Here is a 14,002-nt window from a genome sequence, read left to right on the forward strand (position 1 = left end):
CACGCGCCGCTCACTCCGTTCGCTTCCGCGCGCCACCGCATCGCGGCGTCTGTCGGGCAAAGGGAGCGGACGCGAGCGAACGGCGACCGGAGCGCCGTGCGAACCCGTTCGCGAGGTCGGTCGGTCAGCTCCCCCGCAACGCCTGCACGGGGTCGAGCGTCGCGGCCTTCCACGCGGGGTACGCCCCGCTCAGGAGGCTGGAGCCGACGCCGAAGGCGAAGCCGGCGGCGAGGTAGAAGACGCTGAGCGTGTCGAACGCCAGCGGGTCGCCGAGAAAGAGGCTGTTGACGCCGGCACCGATGAGGAAGCTCACGACGACGCCGACGGTCCCGCCGGCGAGGCCGAGGATGCCTGCCTCCGTCAGCAGGATGCGGAGGACGGCGCGCTTCTCGAACCCGACTGCCCTGAGCACGCCGATCTCCTCGCGGCGTTCGACGGTCGACATGAGCATCACGTTGAGGATGCTCGTGCCGGCGACGACGAGCGAGACCGCGCCGATCCCCACGAGGAAGAGGTTGAGCTGGAAGAACAGCTGGTTGATCTGGTCGGCGAGTTGGCCGAACTCGAAGATCTGGACGCGCTGTTGCCGGCCGTTCATCGCCGTTCGGATGTCCATCGCCGTCCGATTGGCCTCGGCGGTCGACTCAGACAGCACGACCACCTGCGCGTACGTGTTCTCGTCGAACCGGTCCGGCGGCAAAAGCACCGCGTTGTCCGGGTTGACGATGACGGCCTGGCCCGTCTCGTCGAGCACCGCCACGACGCGGAACGTCTGCCCGTCGACCGTCAGTGCTTCACCGGCGCGGATCCCCTCGTCGGCCGCGAGTTGACTCCCGACGACAGCCCCGTCGCGCCACTGGTCCGGGATGAACCCCTGCCGGACATCGTACAGGGAGTTCGGATCGGCGAGGCCGTACACCGTTCGGTTCTGGGTCTCCCCGCGGAAGGTCACCTCCCGGCTGTCGCGTTTGACCGCGACGAGTTCGGTCCCGCCCGCCGCTCGTTGGATCTCGCGCAACTGCGTCTCGGTGAAGTTGTCCCGCCCCAGGTCCTCGCCGGGGGCGACCGCCACGTCGTTGCCGATCTGTCCGATGTTCTCCATCTGCGAGCGCTGGAACGCGGAGCCGAACATCCCGAGCGAGGCGATGGCGATGACGCCAATGGCGATCCCGAGCGCCGCGAGCACCGAGCGCGTCTTCGTCCGCGTGAGGTTGCGTGCGGCCAGCGCGAGGACGGGAAAGCGGTCCACGAGCGTCGCGCCCGGCGCGTCCTCGGGGCGGTCCGGCCCCGACGGAGCGCGCCACGACGGGCCGTCACGAGACATGCTGTGTCTCCCGGGAGGACGCGCCGAGTCGACCGTCGACCAGTTCGACGACGCGGTCGGCGTGGTCGGTCACGAGTCGGTCGTGGGTGACGGCGACGACGCTGACGCCCTCCTCCGTGATGGCCTCGAACTCGCCGAGGATCTGCGTGCCCGTCGACTGGTCGAGGTTGCCCGTCGGTTCGTCGGCCAGCAACACACCCGGCTCGTTGATCAGTGACCGGGCGATTGCGACGCGCTGTTGCTGGCCGCCGCTGAGCTGTGGCGGGCGGTGCTCCGTGCGGTCGCCGAGGCCGAACCGCGTCAGCAGGTCGACCGCGCGCCGGTTGCGCTCGGCGGCCGACCCGACGAACAGCCGGGGCAGGGCGACGTTCTCCCGGGCCGTCAGCGTGGGAATGAGGTAGAAACTCTGGAAGATGAACCCGATCGTCTCACGCCGGAGCGCCGTCCGCTCGGTGTCCGACAGCTCCCCGGAGTCGACGCCGTCGACGAGCACGGTCCCCTCGCTCGGCGTGTCGAGGAGGCCGAGCACGTTCAACAGCGTCGACTTGCCCGACCCCGAGGGGCCGACGACGGCGACGAACTCCCCGCGCTCGACGGTGAAGTCCACGTCGTCGAGCGCGGTCACCACCTCCGCGCCGACGTCGTACCGCCGGCTGACGTCGCGGGCCTCAAGCAGCACGGCGGCGCCTCCACAGGAACACCCCTGCGACGGCCACCACGAGGACGACGCCGACGCCGACGAGCGGGAAGCCGGAGCCGCCGCCGCTGGGGGTCTCCGGCGGGTCGTACGTTGCCCGCACGGTTCGCGTGCGCTCCTCGCCGTCGACGAGGTACGTCACTTCGAGCGGGATCGTCGTCCGGTTCCCGCCGTCGAGCCGCGCGTTCACGGTGAACGACGAGAAGTCGCTGGCGGCGATCGAGCCGACGAAGTACTCCTTGCCGGGGTTCGCCGGGGTGACCGAGTCCGTCGACGCGACGCGGACGGTGACAGCTTGGACGCCCGTCGTGCCGACGTTGCTCGCCGTACCGGTGATACGAACCGTTCCGTCGTTCGTCCCCGTCACGTCGATCCCGGTGAGGTCGACCCGTCCCGGGACGAACGCCCCGCCGACCTCGCGGGTCGTCTCTCGGCGCTCGCCGCCGACCTCATAGTCGGCGCGGACGGTGAGCTCCGTCCCGACCGCGGCGAGATCTGTGACGTTGAGCCGGACCGTCTCCGAGGTGCGGGAGTCGACCCTGTCGAGGAGCGTGGTCGAGAGGCTCGCCTCGCCGCTCTCGCCGGTGACCGCCACGTCCTCGAGCGGTGCGTTCCCGAGGTTGACGACCGTCACTTCGACGGCAGGCGTCTCCCCGCGAACGGTCGCCACGTCGAGTCGGACCTCGCTCTCCAGGGGCTCGACCACGTAGCGGAACCGCTCCGTGACGGCTCGCTGCTCGCCGGTGGCGTCGGTGTACGTCAGCCGCGCGGTGAGTTGCCGGTCGCCGGCGCGCTCGGGCGTCACGCCGAACGTGTAGTTCGCCTCCGATTCGGCCGCGAGCGCCGACCGGACGCGGCCCGGTCGGTCGACGCGCACGCCGTCGCCCGCCAGTTCGACCCTGACGTTCCGGATCGAGTCGGTGAGCCCGTTCGCCACAGTCACGTCGACGTCGGACTCGGCCCCCACGACGCCGTCCTCGAAGTCGAGATCGAGCTGCGGTCGCTGCTGGTCGACGACTCGGACGGTGACGGGGTACGTCACCTGGACCGCCCGTCCGGTCAGCGTCTGCCCGTAGACGAGCACCCGAAGCTGGTGCCAGCCGGGCTCGTCGACCGTCGCCGTGAGTGTGACCTGCATCGACGATCCCGGCGATAGCGTCCCGAGGTCGCCGGCGCTCGAGTAGCCCGCCGGGCCGCGACCGGGCACTTGGACCGCGACCTCTCTGACTCTGAACGGGCCGTCGGCCCCAGCCTCGTTGCGGATCGTCGCGCTGACCTCGAACGTATCGCCGGCACTTGGAGTCGTCGGCGTGTGGGTCGCGTTCGTCACGACGACCGACGCCGACTGTGCGGCGGCCGGGGTCGGGGTCGCGGCGAGGCCACACAGGAGACAGAGTATCGCGAACGTGGCGACTACGCCGAGAGGAGTTCGTTCCGGGGACATGAGCTCGGATAGCCACTCATGTGCCGCGGGCTTATCTCTTGCCGTCCAGGTGAGTGTCCGCTCAGTACCTCGTACCACCAGTCGGTATCGGGATACGTTCACGGCCGGTGGGGATCGCCAGGAGCGGCGGTCCACCGGCGTGCCCGTGAGCCTCCCGTTCTCACGCGACCCATCAAGACACTGTTTCGAAGGGGGAGGCTAGCCGGGAGTGGACGAGTAGCACACAAAAACGTATCGATAGTTGTGCTGGACCGTCACACGGCTGTCGTCACCCGGCGGCGTCGCACGGGACGACAGCTGTGTGGCCGACAGGCTCGTACGCCGAGTCATGCGACGGGTCGGCGTTCGATGCTCGCGGTCGGGCTGTCGGTCGCCGACGCTGTACCCCGCGGCGGCGATCGTCCTCCTCCGGCTGTTCGCGACCGCGTTCCACGGCGCGACGAATCTCCCGACGACCGGGGTCGTGCTCGCGGCCACGAGGTGCTGATCGGCTACCTGAGCGACCGGTTCGGGACGACCCTCGCGTACAGCGCCGTCCAGACGGTGACGGGCGTGGCGTTCGTCTGCTCGCTCCCGCTTGCACTCGCGCTCGTCGGCCTCGCTCGCGGCGTCGCGTGGGCGGCTGGGCGGTCGGTCCGCCGGACGGATACTCCGTTCGCCCAACTCCGCCGGGTGATCTCCGACAGCGTCGGCGCCTTCCTCTTCGTCCTGGTCGTGGCGCTGTTCGCGCACTCCCGGCGGCGCGAATTCGCGGCCGACGACCGCGCCGCGCGGGTCACCGGTAAACCGCTCGCGCTCGCCAGCGGGCTCCGGCAACTGAACGTCGCAACCGACCGGTGGCTCCTCTCCTCGCTGACGGTCCGGGGAACCGACGACCACCCGCTCACCCGACCGCTCTCGACGCATCCGCCGACCGAAGAGCGGCTCGACCGGCTCGTCCGTCGGGCGAACCGCCGCCGATAACACCGGGTCATGGGGAGCGTCGACGGGCTGCATCGGGTGGGTCGCACGGGCTGTCGACCGTGGTACGACACCGCCCCTCACACAACTTTTATTATAGTTCATGATATACCTGAAATCGAACGACGATGTCCGAAGTACGCGTACGCGTCTGATTCTCCCCGCTGTGGCATCGTCACCCGACCGTCCCGATCCGTTCCCCCACTCACCGAATGAGCACAACACCCCAACCCGCCGACTCGACACCGACGACACCGGCCGACCGAGAGACGCGCCGCCGAACCGGCGCACCGCGAACGTTCTCGACGACGAACCGGAGCCCGCTCCCGCCCGCGTTCGGCGAGGAGGAGTGGGCGACCGGCGAGCCCTGACGACGGGCGCCGTCGACAGTAACGTCGGGACGAACCCCGCTCAGCCCCCGAGATTTATGCCGTCCGCCAACCCACGCCGACCATGGAAGACTTCGACGAGATGCTCGCGTCGCTGACGGTCCAAGAGACCGCCGGCGGCATCCGACGGTACCGGAACACGGTCAGCATCACCTGCCCGGCGTGCGGGGAGTCGTTCGACGACCTCGTGGTCTGTGAGGACGAGTACAACAGTCTCGAACTCAGTATGCCGCTGGATCTCTGTACGACGAGCCACGACGGGCAGGTCGTCCTGTTCACGCACAAGCCCTGAGCCCGCGGCCGCCATCTTTCGACTTTCGACCCTCCGCCCGACGGCCGGGCGACGACCGGCGTGGTCGACGGTCCTCAGTCGAACACGCCGACCGCGACCGCGAAGCTCCCGAGGAGCATCGCGAGCAACGGGAGGAAACTGGCCCCCCAGAGGAGCGGGCAGTCCCCGCCGCAGGTCTGGAGTCGTGCGGTCACCTGCGCGGCACCGCCCCACAGCGCCAACAGCGACAACACCGCTCCCCCGACGACGAGGCCGGCCCGGACCGCCACCGGGTGGTCGGCCGGGGGCTGGAGCTCCCGGGTCGTGCTGGCCGTCGCGCCGCCGTCGGCGACGGCGGTGCCCCCGCCCGACTGGGCGTGGTCACGGACGAGACCGCGCAGTCCCGCACGGTCGACGAGCGTGACGAGTTGGTCGCTGGCGAGACACTCGATGCCGTGTTCCTCGGCGGCCGTGTACACCGCGGCGTCGTAGTCCCGGCCGCTCGTGAGCGTGGCGTCGGCGTCGCCGAACGACGCCGCCATTCGGTCGAGCCGCTCGACGTGCCCCGGCGTCGCCGCCGCCTCGGGGTCGACCCAGACGACGTGGACGGGTTCGCCGTCCGTGTCGCGAACCAGCACGAACCGGTGCCCGCTGCGGTCGGTTCGGGCGGTGCGGTAGCCGCGGTCCTGCCAGAACCGTTCGACGACCGCGGTGAGAAGCGGCGTCGCCGCCGTCGCGAGGAGCCGACGAAGCGGCGCGTCCGCGCGGGGCGGTCGCTCCCGCGGTGCGTCGTCACCGGTTGGGGGTGTCTCGCTCATCGGCTGCGGTGGATGCTGTCGGTCGTCCGCTCCCCGGACGCGGGTCGGCGGCTGCCGGGCGGTTCGATACGTGAAGGGTGGCGTCCGCGGCGTATAGCTGTTGGTGCCCGGTTATCACATCTGATACAACTGAGCGAAACGTTTAGCAGGCTCGTGGTCGTTGGCGGCGTATGGTCCAACTGCGGTCTTGTTACTTCTGTGGGACGACGGAGGCGCTTTCGGAGTACGAGACACTCCCGAGCGACCTGCGGGAACACAACGCGTCCCAGCGGGTCGTCCTCTGTGACCGGTGTCACACGAAGCTCACAAACGTGCTGACACCGATCGTCGAACGGTTCGAAGACGCTGACGGCCCCCGCGACGCGCCCTCACCGGGCGGGACCGCAGCCGACGAGGACGCGGACGCGACGAGCGAACCGGACCAGGCGGTCGGTCCGACCGACGACGAGTCGAGCCAGACGGACGTGACGTTCACTGGCGTGTCGACGCCTGACGACGCGGACGCGACGACGGAGTCGCCCGTGACCGATCCCGCGCCACGCAACGTCCCCCCGGCGGACGAACCCGACGAGGAGGGGCCGAGCGTCGCCGAGGCCGAACCGTCCCCGGCGACCGCGACATCCACGGCGGACGCGGGTGGTGCGGGTGACAGGGGTGATGTTGACGACGCGTCCGAAGACGTCGACGAGGACGGCGCGGCGGGAGACCGACCAGCGGACGAACCCGGCGGTACCGACACCGACGCGACCGGGCCCCGAAGCGAGTCGACCGACGATGCGCCCGACGCCACCGACACGGAGTCCGCGTCGACCGACGACCCGCCCGTGCGTGACGACCTCGACCGAGTGTATCACAAACTCCTTCGGTTCCTCCGAAACCGGGAGTTCCCCATCCCACGAGCGGAGGCGGAGGCCGTCGCACAGAGCGCGTACGACCTCACCGCGCCAGAGGCCGCGGAGGTGATCGGGCGCGCCGTCGACCGCGGCGTGCTGGAGGAACGCGACGGTGAACTCCACCGTCCCTGACTGGGTTTCGACGCGTCGATCGGCCGTCGGTTGGGGTCGCGCTCTGGCGACCGAGCGACCCCGCGACCGGAGTCGTCGGTGACGACGTCCGATTATCCGGAGGGAGAGTCGGAGAGGTGTGTTTATTACCACCGCCTCGGTTAGACGGAGTAGGCACGCGTTCCGGCGTCGACGGGACCGACGGTACCCGCGTTCGACATGCCGAACGTTTCGCTCGTTCGGATCTTCTCCTCCGACTTCGATGCGACACCGCCGAGGGCCCGCGTCGTGTGGGTGCGGCCACGGTACACCTGGCGGTCGGCAAGCGGTGAGAACGGCCCAGAGAAACCGCGGGCGTCGCCGTGGGTTCAGACCGGGCGGCCGCCGCCGTCAGTTCCGACCAGGTACGTCCCGTACGTCAAGAGGAGTGCAGCCGGTAGCAGCGCGAACGTGGCGGCCTGGCCCGAACTGGGTATGAGGCCGGGCAGAAACGCCAGCGTGCCGACCAGCATGAGGACCACACCCACGAGCCCTTTCTTGCTGAGTTTCAATCCCATACGGGCAGGTGAGTAGTCGGTGAATATGGAGGTTGCGCTTTCGACTGCTCACTGGCCGTGTCCGTGGCCGACGACGAGCGCGAGCGCATTAAGGGCCAATAGGAGTCCGAAGACGAGCGTCTCCTGCCCGTCGAGACCGCTGACCAACAGCGGAAGGTAGAGGAAGGGCAGGGCGACGGCAGCCCAGAAGCCGACGAACCGGAGGGGTGCGGCGACGAGCCGGACGCCGTGTTGGAGGGACTGTGACTGTACCACCTCCCGCAGACGAGAGGCGCGTTCGCGGGAGACCGAGGGCGAGGAGTTCGACATGGAGATTACCTCACTCGTCGCCACGACGGCTGCGTACATATAACCGCCCGAGGGTTAAGCTTGTTTCAGCACCGTATCGGGTTGATAACTAATCGTTCATAACTCCGTCCAGTGTCCGTTAACGTTTTATCACCGTTTCTAACTCTTTTATTCGTCGAACGAGTTTGGATATGAACGTCTGACGTAAAAGCGGCAATCGATTCCGTAACCGATGCCGGCGGTGTTCTCGTGCGTCCCCACAGCCGTCGAAGTCCGTCGTGTCGGCGTCCGCTCGCGGCGTGTCACCGTGTGCTCGTTCCCACGTCTCTCTCGGTGACCTCCTGACTCCCGAAGAGTGACACCCGGACGTGGTGGCCAGTGTGACGCTTCGTGTCCTCCGAGCATGGTATCTCCCCCCTTCCCCCGTGCTCTCACTGGCCGACGCGTCGAGTGGGACCTCCGGTTCGGCCCTCGGAGGGTCCGTTCGATGGTACTGGTCGAAGTGTTAAAATAGTAATCCTTCTATCTCCAACCCTATTTACGTGGGGCTCGGCTCCCGAGGGTGTCGTCCCGGTCGACGACGCCCTCGGTTCGGCTCAGTCGTCCTCTCGCGCGAACGCGAGGCGGCCGCGCTGTCGAAGCCGGGGCAGTTCGGCGCGGATCGCGCCCTGTTTGACCAGCACGAACCCCGTGAAGATGAGGACGAAGCCGACGACCGTGTACGCCGTGGGCACCTCCGCGAGGAACAGCCAGCCCGCGATCGCCGCGAACACCGGGGCGACGTACGAGACGAGGTTGATCTCGATGGGGCCCAGCCGGTCGAGCAGGTCGAAGTAGATGAGAAAGCCGAGCGCCGAGGCCGCGAGCGAGAGGTACGCGAGCGCCGCGATCGACTCGGTCGTCCAGACGATCGCGCCGACTGACTCGCCGATCGCGGCCGAGACGGCGTGCATGGCGAGCGCGCCGCCGACCATCGACCAGGCCTCCATCGTCTCGATCGGGACGTCGGCGTCGATGCGGCGCGTGAGCACGGAGCCGAGCGCGAACGCCGTCGCCGCACCGAACACGAGGAGTTTCGCCACCGCACCACCGCCCAACAGGTCGTTCGGGTTCGGCTGGGTGAGCACGACTACGCCGACGAGACCCAAGAAGAGCCCCACAGTGCCGACCGCGGTGAGGCGCTCGCCGGGGAGCAAGAGTCGGGCGAACCCCGTCGTCAGGACGGGGCTCAACGAGACGATGACCGCCGCGGCCGCCGACGTGACCGCCGGATCGGTCTCGCCGACGAACAGCAGGACGTGGTACCCGGCGATCAACAGGAGCGAACCGACGGCGACCACGGCCCACTGGTCGCGGCCGCGGGGGATCGGGTCGTCGAGCACGTAGGCGGCGTACGCGAGCATGACGATCCCGGCGATGTCGTAGCGGATCGCCGCGAAGAGGACGGGCGGGAAGTACGCGAGGCCCGCCTTGATCGCCATGAACGCCGAGCCCCACACCGCGGCCAGGAGGACGAAGAGGACGAGGTTCCGGTACCGGGTCACACTGGTTCCACTCGGCGGGTGTAGAAGTGTCTTTCAGTTCGTCTCCGGGGCGTCGGACCGGGATCGATCGTCCCCGGTCTCGCCGTCGGCGACGAGGTGACAGGCCGTCCCGTGACCGTCGCCGACGCGCTCGGGACGCCGCGTCTCGCAGACGCTCTCGAACCGCTCGCGGAGCGTCGCGGTCGCCACCTCGCGCTCCCCGCGGGCCAGCGCGCCGAGCGCCTCGTCGACCACGCGGGCGTTCGCTCCCGAGAGGGAGCCGTCGAAGAACGACTCGCGGACGTGGTCGACGAACGCCGCCTCGTCGCTCTCGGCGGCGTCGAGCCGCTCGGAGGCCGCCTCGGGGACGAGCTCACCCCGTTCGAGCGCGTCGCGGAGGTCCATCACGTCGCGGTACACCGACTGGTCGATCTCGACGTCGTCGGGGGGGATCACCGCTGGACAGCGGGTCCGGAACCGACAGCCCGAGGGCGGGTCGCGTGGCGAGGGGACGTCGCCCGCGAGCGCGTCGACCCGCCGGCCGTGTTCGGCGACGCTGGCCCGTGGAACGCTCTCTAAGAGCGCCTGGGTGTACGGGTGTGCCGGGGCGTCGAAGATCTCGTCCGTCGGGCCGAGTTCGACCATGTTCCCGAGGTACATCACTGCGACGCGGTCACAGAGGTGCCGGACGACCGAGAGGTCGTGTGCGATGAACAGGTACGTGAGTCCGAACTCTGCCTGGAGGTCAGCGAGGAGGTTCAGCACCTGCGCCTGGACGCTCACGTCGAGCGCGGAGACGGGCTCGTCGAGGACGACGAACTCGGGATCGAGCGCCAGTGCCCGGGCGATGCCGATCCGCTGGCGCTGCCCACCCGAGAACTCGTGTGGGTAGCGGTCGAGCTGTGTCGCCGAGAGCCCGACCCGTTCGAGGAGGTCGCTCGCGCGCTCGCGCCGCCATTCGCGCTTGCTCTTCGACCCGGGCTCGTCGGGCAGGTCGTGGACGACGAACGGCTCGGCGACGATGTCGCCGACGGTCATCCGGGGATCGAGACTGGAGAAGGGATCCTGAAAGACGACCTGCGCCCGCCGGCGGAAGGCGTCGAGTCCCGTCTTCGAGAGATCGAACACCGAGTCGCCGTCGAACCGCACCTCGCCGCCCGTCGCCTCTCGCAGTCGGAGCAGGGTCTCGCCCGTCGTCGACTTCCCGCAACCGGACTCGCCGACGAGGCCGAGCGTCTCCCCCTCGTGGATGTCGAAGCTCACCCCGTCGACGGCCTTCACGCTCCGTGCCTCCCTGCCCAGGAGGCGGTCGACGAGGGTGTCCTGCTCGAAGTAGTACTTCTTCAGGTCGCGCACCTCGACCAGCGGCGCTCGGTCAGTCATCGGCGGTCGCCTCCCCCTCCTCGACCTCGGGCTGCTCACCCGCGAAGTACTCGTCGCCGAGCGCCGCGTCCGGGTCGAACCCCCGGTCGGCGAGGACACAGCGGACGGCGTGTTCGCCGTCGACCGGACGCTCGGCGACCCGACCGAGGCAGTCGTCCATCGCCTTCGGACAGCGGTCGGCGAAGTAACAGCGGTCGCCCATCTCGCTGTCCAGGAGCGAGGGGACGTTGCCCGGGATCGGCTCCAGTCGCGGCGCGGGGTCTTCGATGTCGGGGATCGATCCCAACAGCCCCTGCGTGTAGGGGTGGACCGGGCGGTCGAACACGTCTTCGAGCGTCCCGCGCTCGACGATCTCGCCGGCGTACATCACGCCGACGCGGTCGCACATCCGCGCGATGACGCCGAGGTCGTGGGTGATCATCACCACGCTCATCCCCCGGTCGCGCTGGAGGTCGCGGAGGAGGTTGAGGATCTGCGCCTGGATCGTCACGTCGAGCGCCGTCGTGGGTTCGTCCGCGACGAGGAGGTCAGGCTCGCCCGCCAGCGCCTGGGCGACCATCGCCCGCTGGAGCATCCCGCCGGAGAACTGGTGGGGGTGTTCCGTGGCGCGCTCTTCGGGGTCGGGAATGCCGACCTGATCCAGCAGTTCGACCGCCCGCTCGCGGCTCTCCTCGGAGACGTAGTCCCGCGAGGGGAGCAGCGTGTCGCGGACGTACTGGCCGAGGCCGTACCCCTGTGTGCGCGAGCGCGTCCGGCGGGGGTTCGCCCGCGCGCGCCGCTGGACCTCGACGGCTTCGGCGATCTGGGTCCCCACGGTGATCGAGGGGTTGAACGACGACATCGGGTCCTGAAACACCATCGAGAACGACGAGCCACGGAGCGACCGCCGGACGCCGCCGGGCAGTCGGCGGAGGTCGACGAAGTCCCCGTCGACCGCCTCGGGCGTCGAGTCGCGGAACTCGTCGGCGAGTGGTGCATCCCGATACCACACCTCGCCGCCCGTGATCCGCCCCGGCGCGTCAACGAGGTCGATAAGCGACAGCGCCGTTACCGACTTCCCCGACCCCGACTCGCCGACGATGCCGAACACCTCGCCGTCGCGGACGTCGAAGTTCACGCCCTCGACGGCGTTGACCTGGCCCTCCTCGGTGAAAAACCGGGTCCGGAGGTCGCGGACCCGAAGCAGGTCGTCGGCGGCCGCCGACGCGCCCGGTGAAGAGTCAGAGCTCATACCCCTCCCTCCCCTTCGATGCCGGGGTCGAGCGCGTCGCGGAGCCAGTCACCGACGAGGTTGAGCCCGATGACGGTGACGACGATGGCGAGGCCAGGCATGGTCGAGATCCACCACGCCGTCGACTGGTACTGCCGACCGAGCGCGATGTCGAACCCCCACGAGACGTTCGCCCCGGAGAAGCCGAGGAACGAGAGCGCGCTCTCGAGAAGGATGATCGCCGCCACCTGGATCGTCGCCAGCACGAGGATCGGGGTGATCGCGTTCGGGAGCACGTGTCTGAAGACGATCCGCGCGTCTGAGGCTCCGAGCGCCCGCGCGGCCTTGACGTACTCCTCCTGTCTGAGCGCGAGCGCCTCGCCGCGCGAGACGCGCGCGAACCAGACCCAGTTGACGAGCGCGACGACGACGACGACCGTCCCCGGGAGGACGACGTTCGTCGGCATCGCCCCCGCCGAGGGGAGGCCGACCGCGCCGCGCCAAGCCGCGGCGACCCCGGAGGTCACGAGAGGATCGGGGAAGGTCACTTGCGCCTGGCCCCAGACGCCGACGAGCGCGATCGCCAACACGAGCGACGGGAACGCGAGCATCACGTCCGCGGCCCGCATCAGGCTGTCGTCCACGCGGCCGCGCGCGTAGCCCGCGGTGAGGCCGACGCAGACGCCGACGAGCGCGGCGAGCGCCGTCCCGAAGACGCCGACGAGCATCGAGGTACGCGCGCCGTAGACGAGCCGGGAGAGGATGTCGCGGCCGTTGCCGTCGGTACCGAGCGGATGCGCGGCGGTGGCGTTGTTCGACACCCGCCTGGTCTCGGTAACGACCTGCCCGTCCTCGATGACGACGCTGCCGTTCTCCCGCACGGTCACCTCCCGCGTCTCGGTCGTCGAGAAGCCCAGCGGGGGTGTGCGCGCCTCTTCGAGGTTCTGCGAGCCGGGGTTGTACGGCGCGACGAGCGGCGCGAGCGCCGCCATCAGGAGGACGAACGCGACGACCGCGATGCCGAGTTTCGCGAGGCCGCTTCGGCGGAGTTCGCGCCTGAGGTTCCGCAGCGTGCGCGGCGAGACGGCCGACCTGAGCGACCCGAGAACGCGGGTGAGGAGTCCAGGAGGCATCTCAGTCGAACGCCACCTGTGGGTTGACGTACGCGTACAGCGTGTCGACGACGATGTTCACCAGGACGAACGCGACGGCGACGACGATGAGCGAGCCCTGCAGGACGGGCCAGTCCCGGGCGTTGATGCTGTCGATGATCAGGGTGCCGAGCCCGGGCCACGCGAACACCGCCTCCGTGATGACCGCCCCGCCGATGAGCGTCCCCAACTGGAGGCCGACGACCGTGATGACCGGGATGAGCGTGTTGCGGAGCGCGTGGCGGTAGCGCGTGAGCGTCTCGGGTAACCCCTTCGCGCGCGCCGCACGGACGTACGTCTTCCCCAGTTCGTCGAGCATCCCGCTCCTGGTGAGCCGGGTGATGAGCGCCGTGAAGTACGTCCCGAGCGTGATCGCCGGGAGCGTGACGTGCCAGAGCCACGTCAGGAGGCCGTCGGCCGCGCCGGCGACGCGCCCTGCGAGGAGCAGTCCGACGACGCCGTCGAGGCCGATCGGGCGCTGGCTCGTCGGGAACAGATCCAGTTGGACGGCGAGGATGATGATGAGCATCACGCCGAGCCAGAAGTTTGGCGTCGAGATGCCCAGAAGCGAAAACAGCGTCGCGCCGTAGTCCGCGGGGTCGTGCCGCCGGGTGGCGCTCACGACGCCGAGCGGGACGGCGATGACGACCGCGACGACCGTCGCCGCGACCGCCAGCTCCAGCGTCGCCGGGATCTTCGCGACGACCCGCGCCGTGACGGGCGTTCGGGTGACGAGCGAGAAGCCGAGATCGCCCATCGGAACGCCGGTGACGAAGTCGAAGTACTGGACGTGCAGGGGGTCGTTCAGCCCGAGCTCCGCGACGACCTGCCGGCGGACCGCAGGGTCGACGTCCGGTGGGAGCAGGACGTTCGCGGGATCGCCCGGCGAGACGAACCGGAGGGCGAAGACGACCGTCACGACGCCCCAGACGACGAGGACACCCTGGAGGGCCCGCTTGACGAGGAACCTGGCCAGCGACATC

General features: G+C 69.4%; 16 protein-coding genes. 5 read left to right on the top strand and 11 right to left on the bottom strand.

Features of this window, described 5'->3' with window-relative positions:
* Nucleotides 1-124: 124 nt before the first annotated feature.
* The 3 genes from NKJ07_RS02140 to NKJ07_RS02150 are packed head-to-tail and all read right to left on the bottom strand — an operon-like array spanning nt 125 to nt 3,465.
* A complete protein-coding gene (locus NKJ07_RS02140; RefSeq protein WP_318568951.1) occupies nt 125-1,324 on the bottom strand; it encodes an ABC transporter permease in 1,200 nt (399 codons plus the stop codon).
* The gene (locus NKJ07_RS02145; protein WP_318568952.1) at nt 1,314-2,003 is read right to left on the bottom strand and encodes an ABC transporter ATP-binding protein; all 690 of its coding nucleotides are present in this window, start codon (nt 2,001-2,003) and stop codon (nt 1,314-1,316) included. The genes NKJ07_RS02140 and NKJ07_RS02145 overlap by 11 nt, the downstream gene beginning before the upstream one ends.
* On the bottom strand, nt 1,993-3,465 hold the full coding sequence (locus NKJ07_RS02150) for a COG1361 family protein (RefSeq protein WP_318568953.1): 1,473 nt from the start codon (nt 3,463-3,465) through the stop codon (nt 1,993-1,995). The genes NKJ07_RS02145 and NKJ07_RS02150 overlap by 11 nt, the downstream gene beginning before the upstream one ends.
* Before the next feature lie 328 nt (nt 3,466-3,793).
* On the opposite strand from NKJ07_RS02150, the gene NKJ07_RS02155 reads away from it, so the two are divergent.
* The 4 genes from NKJ07_RS02155 (at nt 3,794) to NKJ07_RS02170 (ending at nt 5,106) form a co-directional block, all read left to right on the top strand.
* On the top strand, nt 3,794-3,952 hold the full coding sequence (locus tag NKJ07_RS02155) for a hypothetical protein (protein WP_318568954.1): 159 nt from the start codon (nt 3,794-3,796) through the stop codon (nt 3,950-3,952).
* On the top strand, nt 3,946-4,428 hold the full coding sequence (locus tag NKJ07_RS02160) for a M48 family metallopeptidase (RefSeq protein WP_318568955.1): 483 nt from the start codon (nt 3,946-3,948) through the stop codon (nt 4,426-4,428). Before NKJ07_RS02155 ends, NKJ07_RS02160 begins: the two co-directional genes overlap by 7 nt.
* A 209-nt stretch (nt 4,429-4,637) precedes the next feature.
* Entirely contained in the window at nt 4,638-4,796 is a 159-nt protein-coding gene (locus NKJ07_RS02165) for a hypothetical protein (protein WP_318568956.1), read from the top strand.
* Nucleotides 4,797-4,878: 82 nt separating this feature from the next.
* Nucleotides 4,879-5,106, top strand: a complete 228-nt coding sequence (locus tag NKJ07_RS02170; RefSeq protein ID WP_318568957.1) for a DUF7385 family protein — start codon at nt 4,879-4,881, stop codon at nt 5,104-5,106.
* Nucleotides 5,107-5,180: 74 nt separating this feature from the next.
* Here NKJ07_RS02170 and NKJ07_RS02175 read toward each other — a convergent pair whose 3' ends face one another.
* Nucleotides 5,181-5,903: a hypothetical protein gene (locus NKJ07_RS02175; protein ID WP_318568958.1), complete on the bottom strand. Its 723-nt coding sequence runs from the start codon at nt 5,901-5,903 to the stop codon at nt 5,181-5,183.
* Between the two features lie 170 nt (nt 5,904-6,073).
* On the opposite strand from NKJ07_RS02175, the gene NKJ07_RS02180 reads away from it, so the two are divergent.
* The gene (locus NKJ07_RS02180) at nt 6,074-6,928 is read left to right on the top strand and encodes a hypothetical protein (protein WP_318568959.1); all 855 of its coding nucleotides are present in this window, start codon (nt 6,074-6,076) and stop codon (nt 6,926-6,928) included.
* Between the two features lie 347 nt (nt 6,929-7,275).
* Here the strand turns inward: NKJ07_RS02180 and NKJ07_RS02185 are convergent, their stop codons facing one another.
* From NKJ07_RS02185 to NKJ07_RS02215, 7 genes are all read right to left on the bottom strand, one after another.
* The gene (locus NKJ07_RS02185; protein WP_318568960.1) at nt 7,276-7,464 is read right to left on the bottom strand and encodes a DUF8178 family membrane protein; all 189 of its coding nucleotides are present in this window, start codon (nt 7,462-7,464) and stop codon (nt 7,276-7,278) included.
* A gap of 48 nt (nt 7,465-7,512) precedes the next feature.
* Nucleotides 7,513-7,773, bottom strand: a complete 261-nt coding sequence (locus NKJ07_RS02190; protein ID WP_318570521.1) for a DUF8028 family protein — start codon at nt 7,771-7,773, stop codon at nt 7,513-7,515.
* Between the two features lie 575 nt (nt 7,774-8,348).
* The gene (locus NKJ07_RS02195) at nt 8,349-9,296 is read right to left on the bottom strand and encodes a DMT family transporter (protein ID WP_318568961.1); all 948 of its coding nucleotides are present in this window, start codon (nt 9,294-9,296) and stop codon (nt 8,349-8,351) included.
* A 33-nt stretch (nt 9,297-9,329) separates the two neighbouring features.
* On the bottom strand, nt 9,330-10,658 hold the full coding sequence (locus NKJ07_RS02200) for an ABC transporter ATP-binding protein (RefSeq protein ID WP_318568962.1): 1,329 nt from the start codon (nt 10,656-10,658) through the stop codon (nt 9,330-9,332).
* Nucleotides 10,651-11,889, bottom strand: a complete 1,239-nt coding sequence (locus NKJ07_RS02205) for an ABC transporter ATP-binding protein (protein ID WP_318568963.1) — start codon at nt 11,887-11,889, stop codon at nt 10,651-10,653. Before NKJ07_RS02205 ends, NKJ07_RS02200 begins: the two co-directional genes overlap by 8 nt.
* Nucleotides 11,886-13,001: an ABC transporter permease gene (locus NKJ07_RS02210; RefSeq protein WP_318568964.1), complete on the bottom strand. Its 1,116-nt coding sequence runs from the start codon at nt 12,999-13,001 to the stop codon at nt 11,886-11,888. The genes NKJ07_RS02205 and NKJ07_RS02210 overlap by 4 nt, the downstream gene beginning before the upstream one ends.
* Before the next feature lies 1 nt (nt 13,002).
* A complete protein-coding gene (locus NKJ07_RS02215) occupies nt 13,003-14,001 on the bottom strand; it encodes an ABC transporter permease (protein WP_318568965.1) in 999 nt (332 codons plus the stop codon).
* Between the last annotated feature and the right edge of the window lies 1 nt (nt 14,002).

It is taken from the genome of Salinigranum marinum, assembly GCF_024228675.1.
In the GTDB taxonomy this organism is placed as follows: Archaea; Halobacteriota; Halobacteria; order Halobacteriales; family Haloferacaceae; genus Salinigranum; species Salinigranum marinum.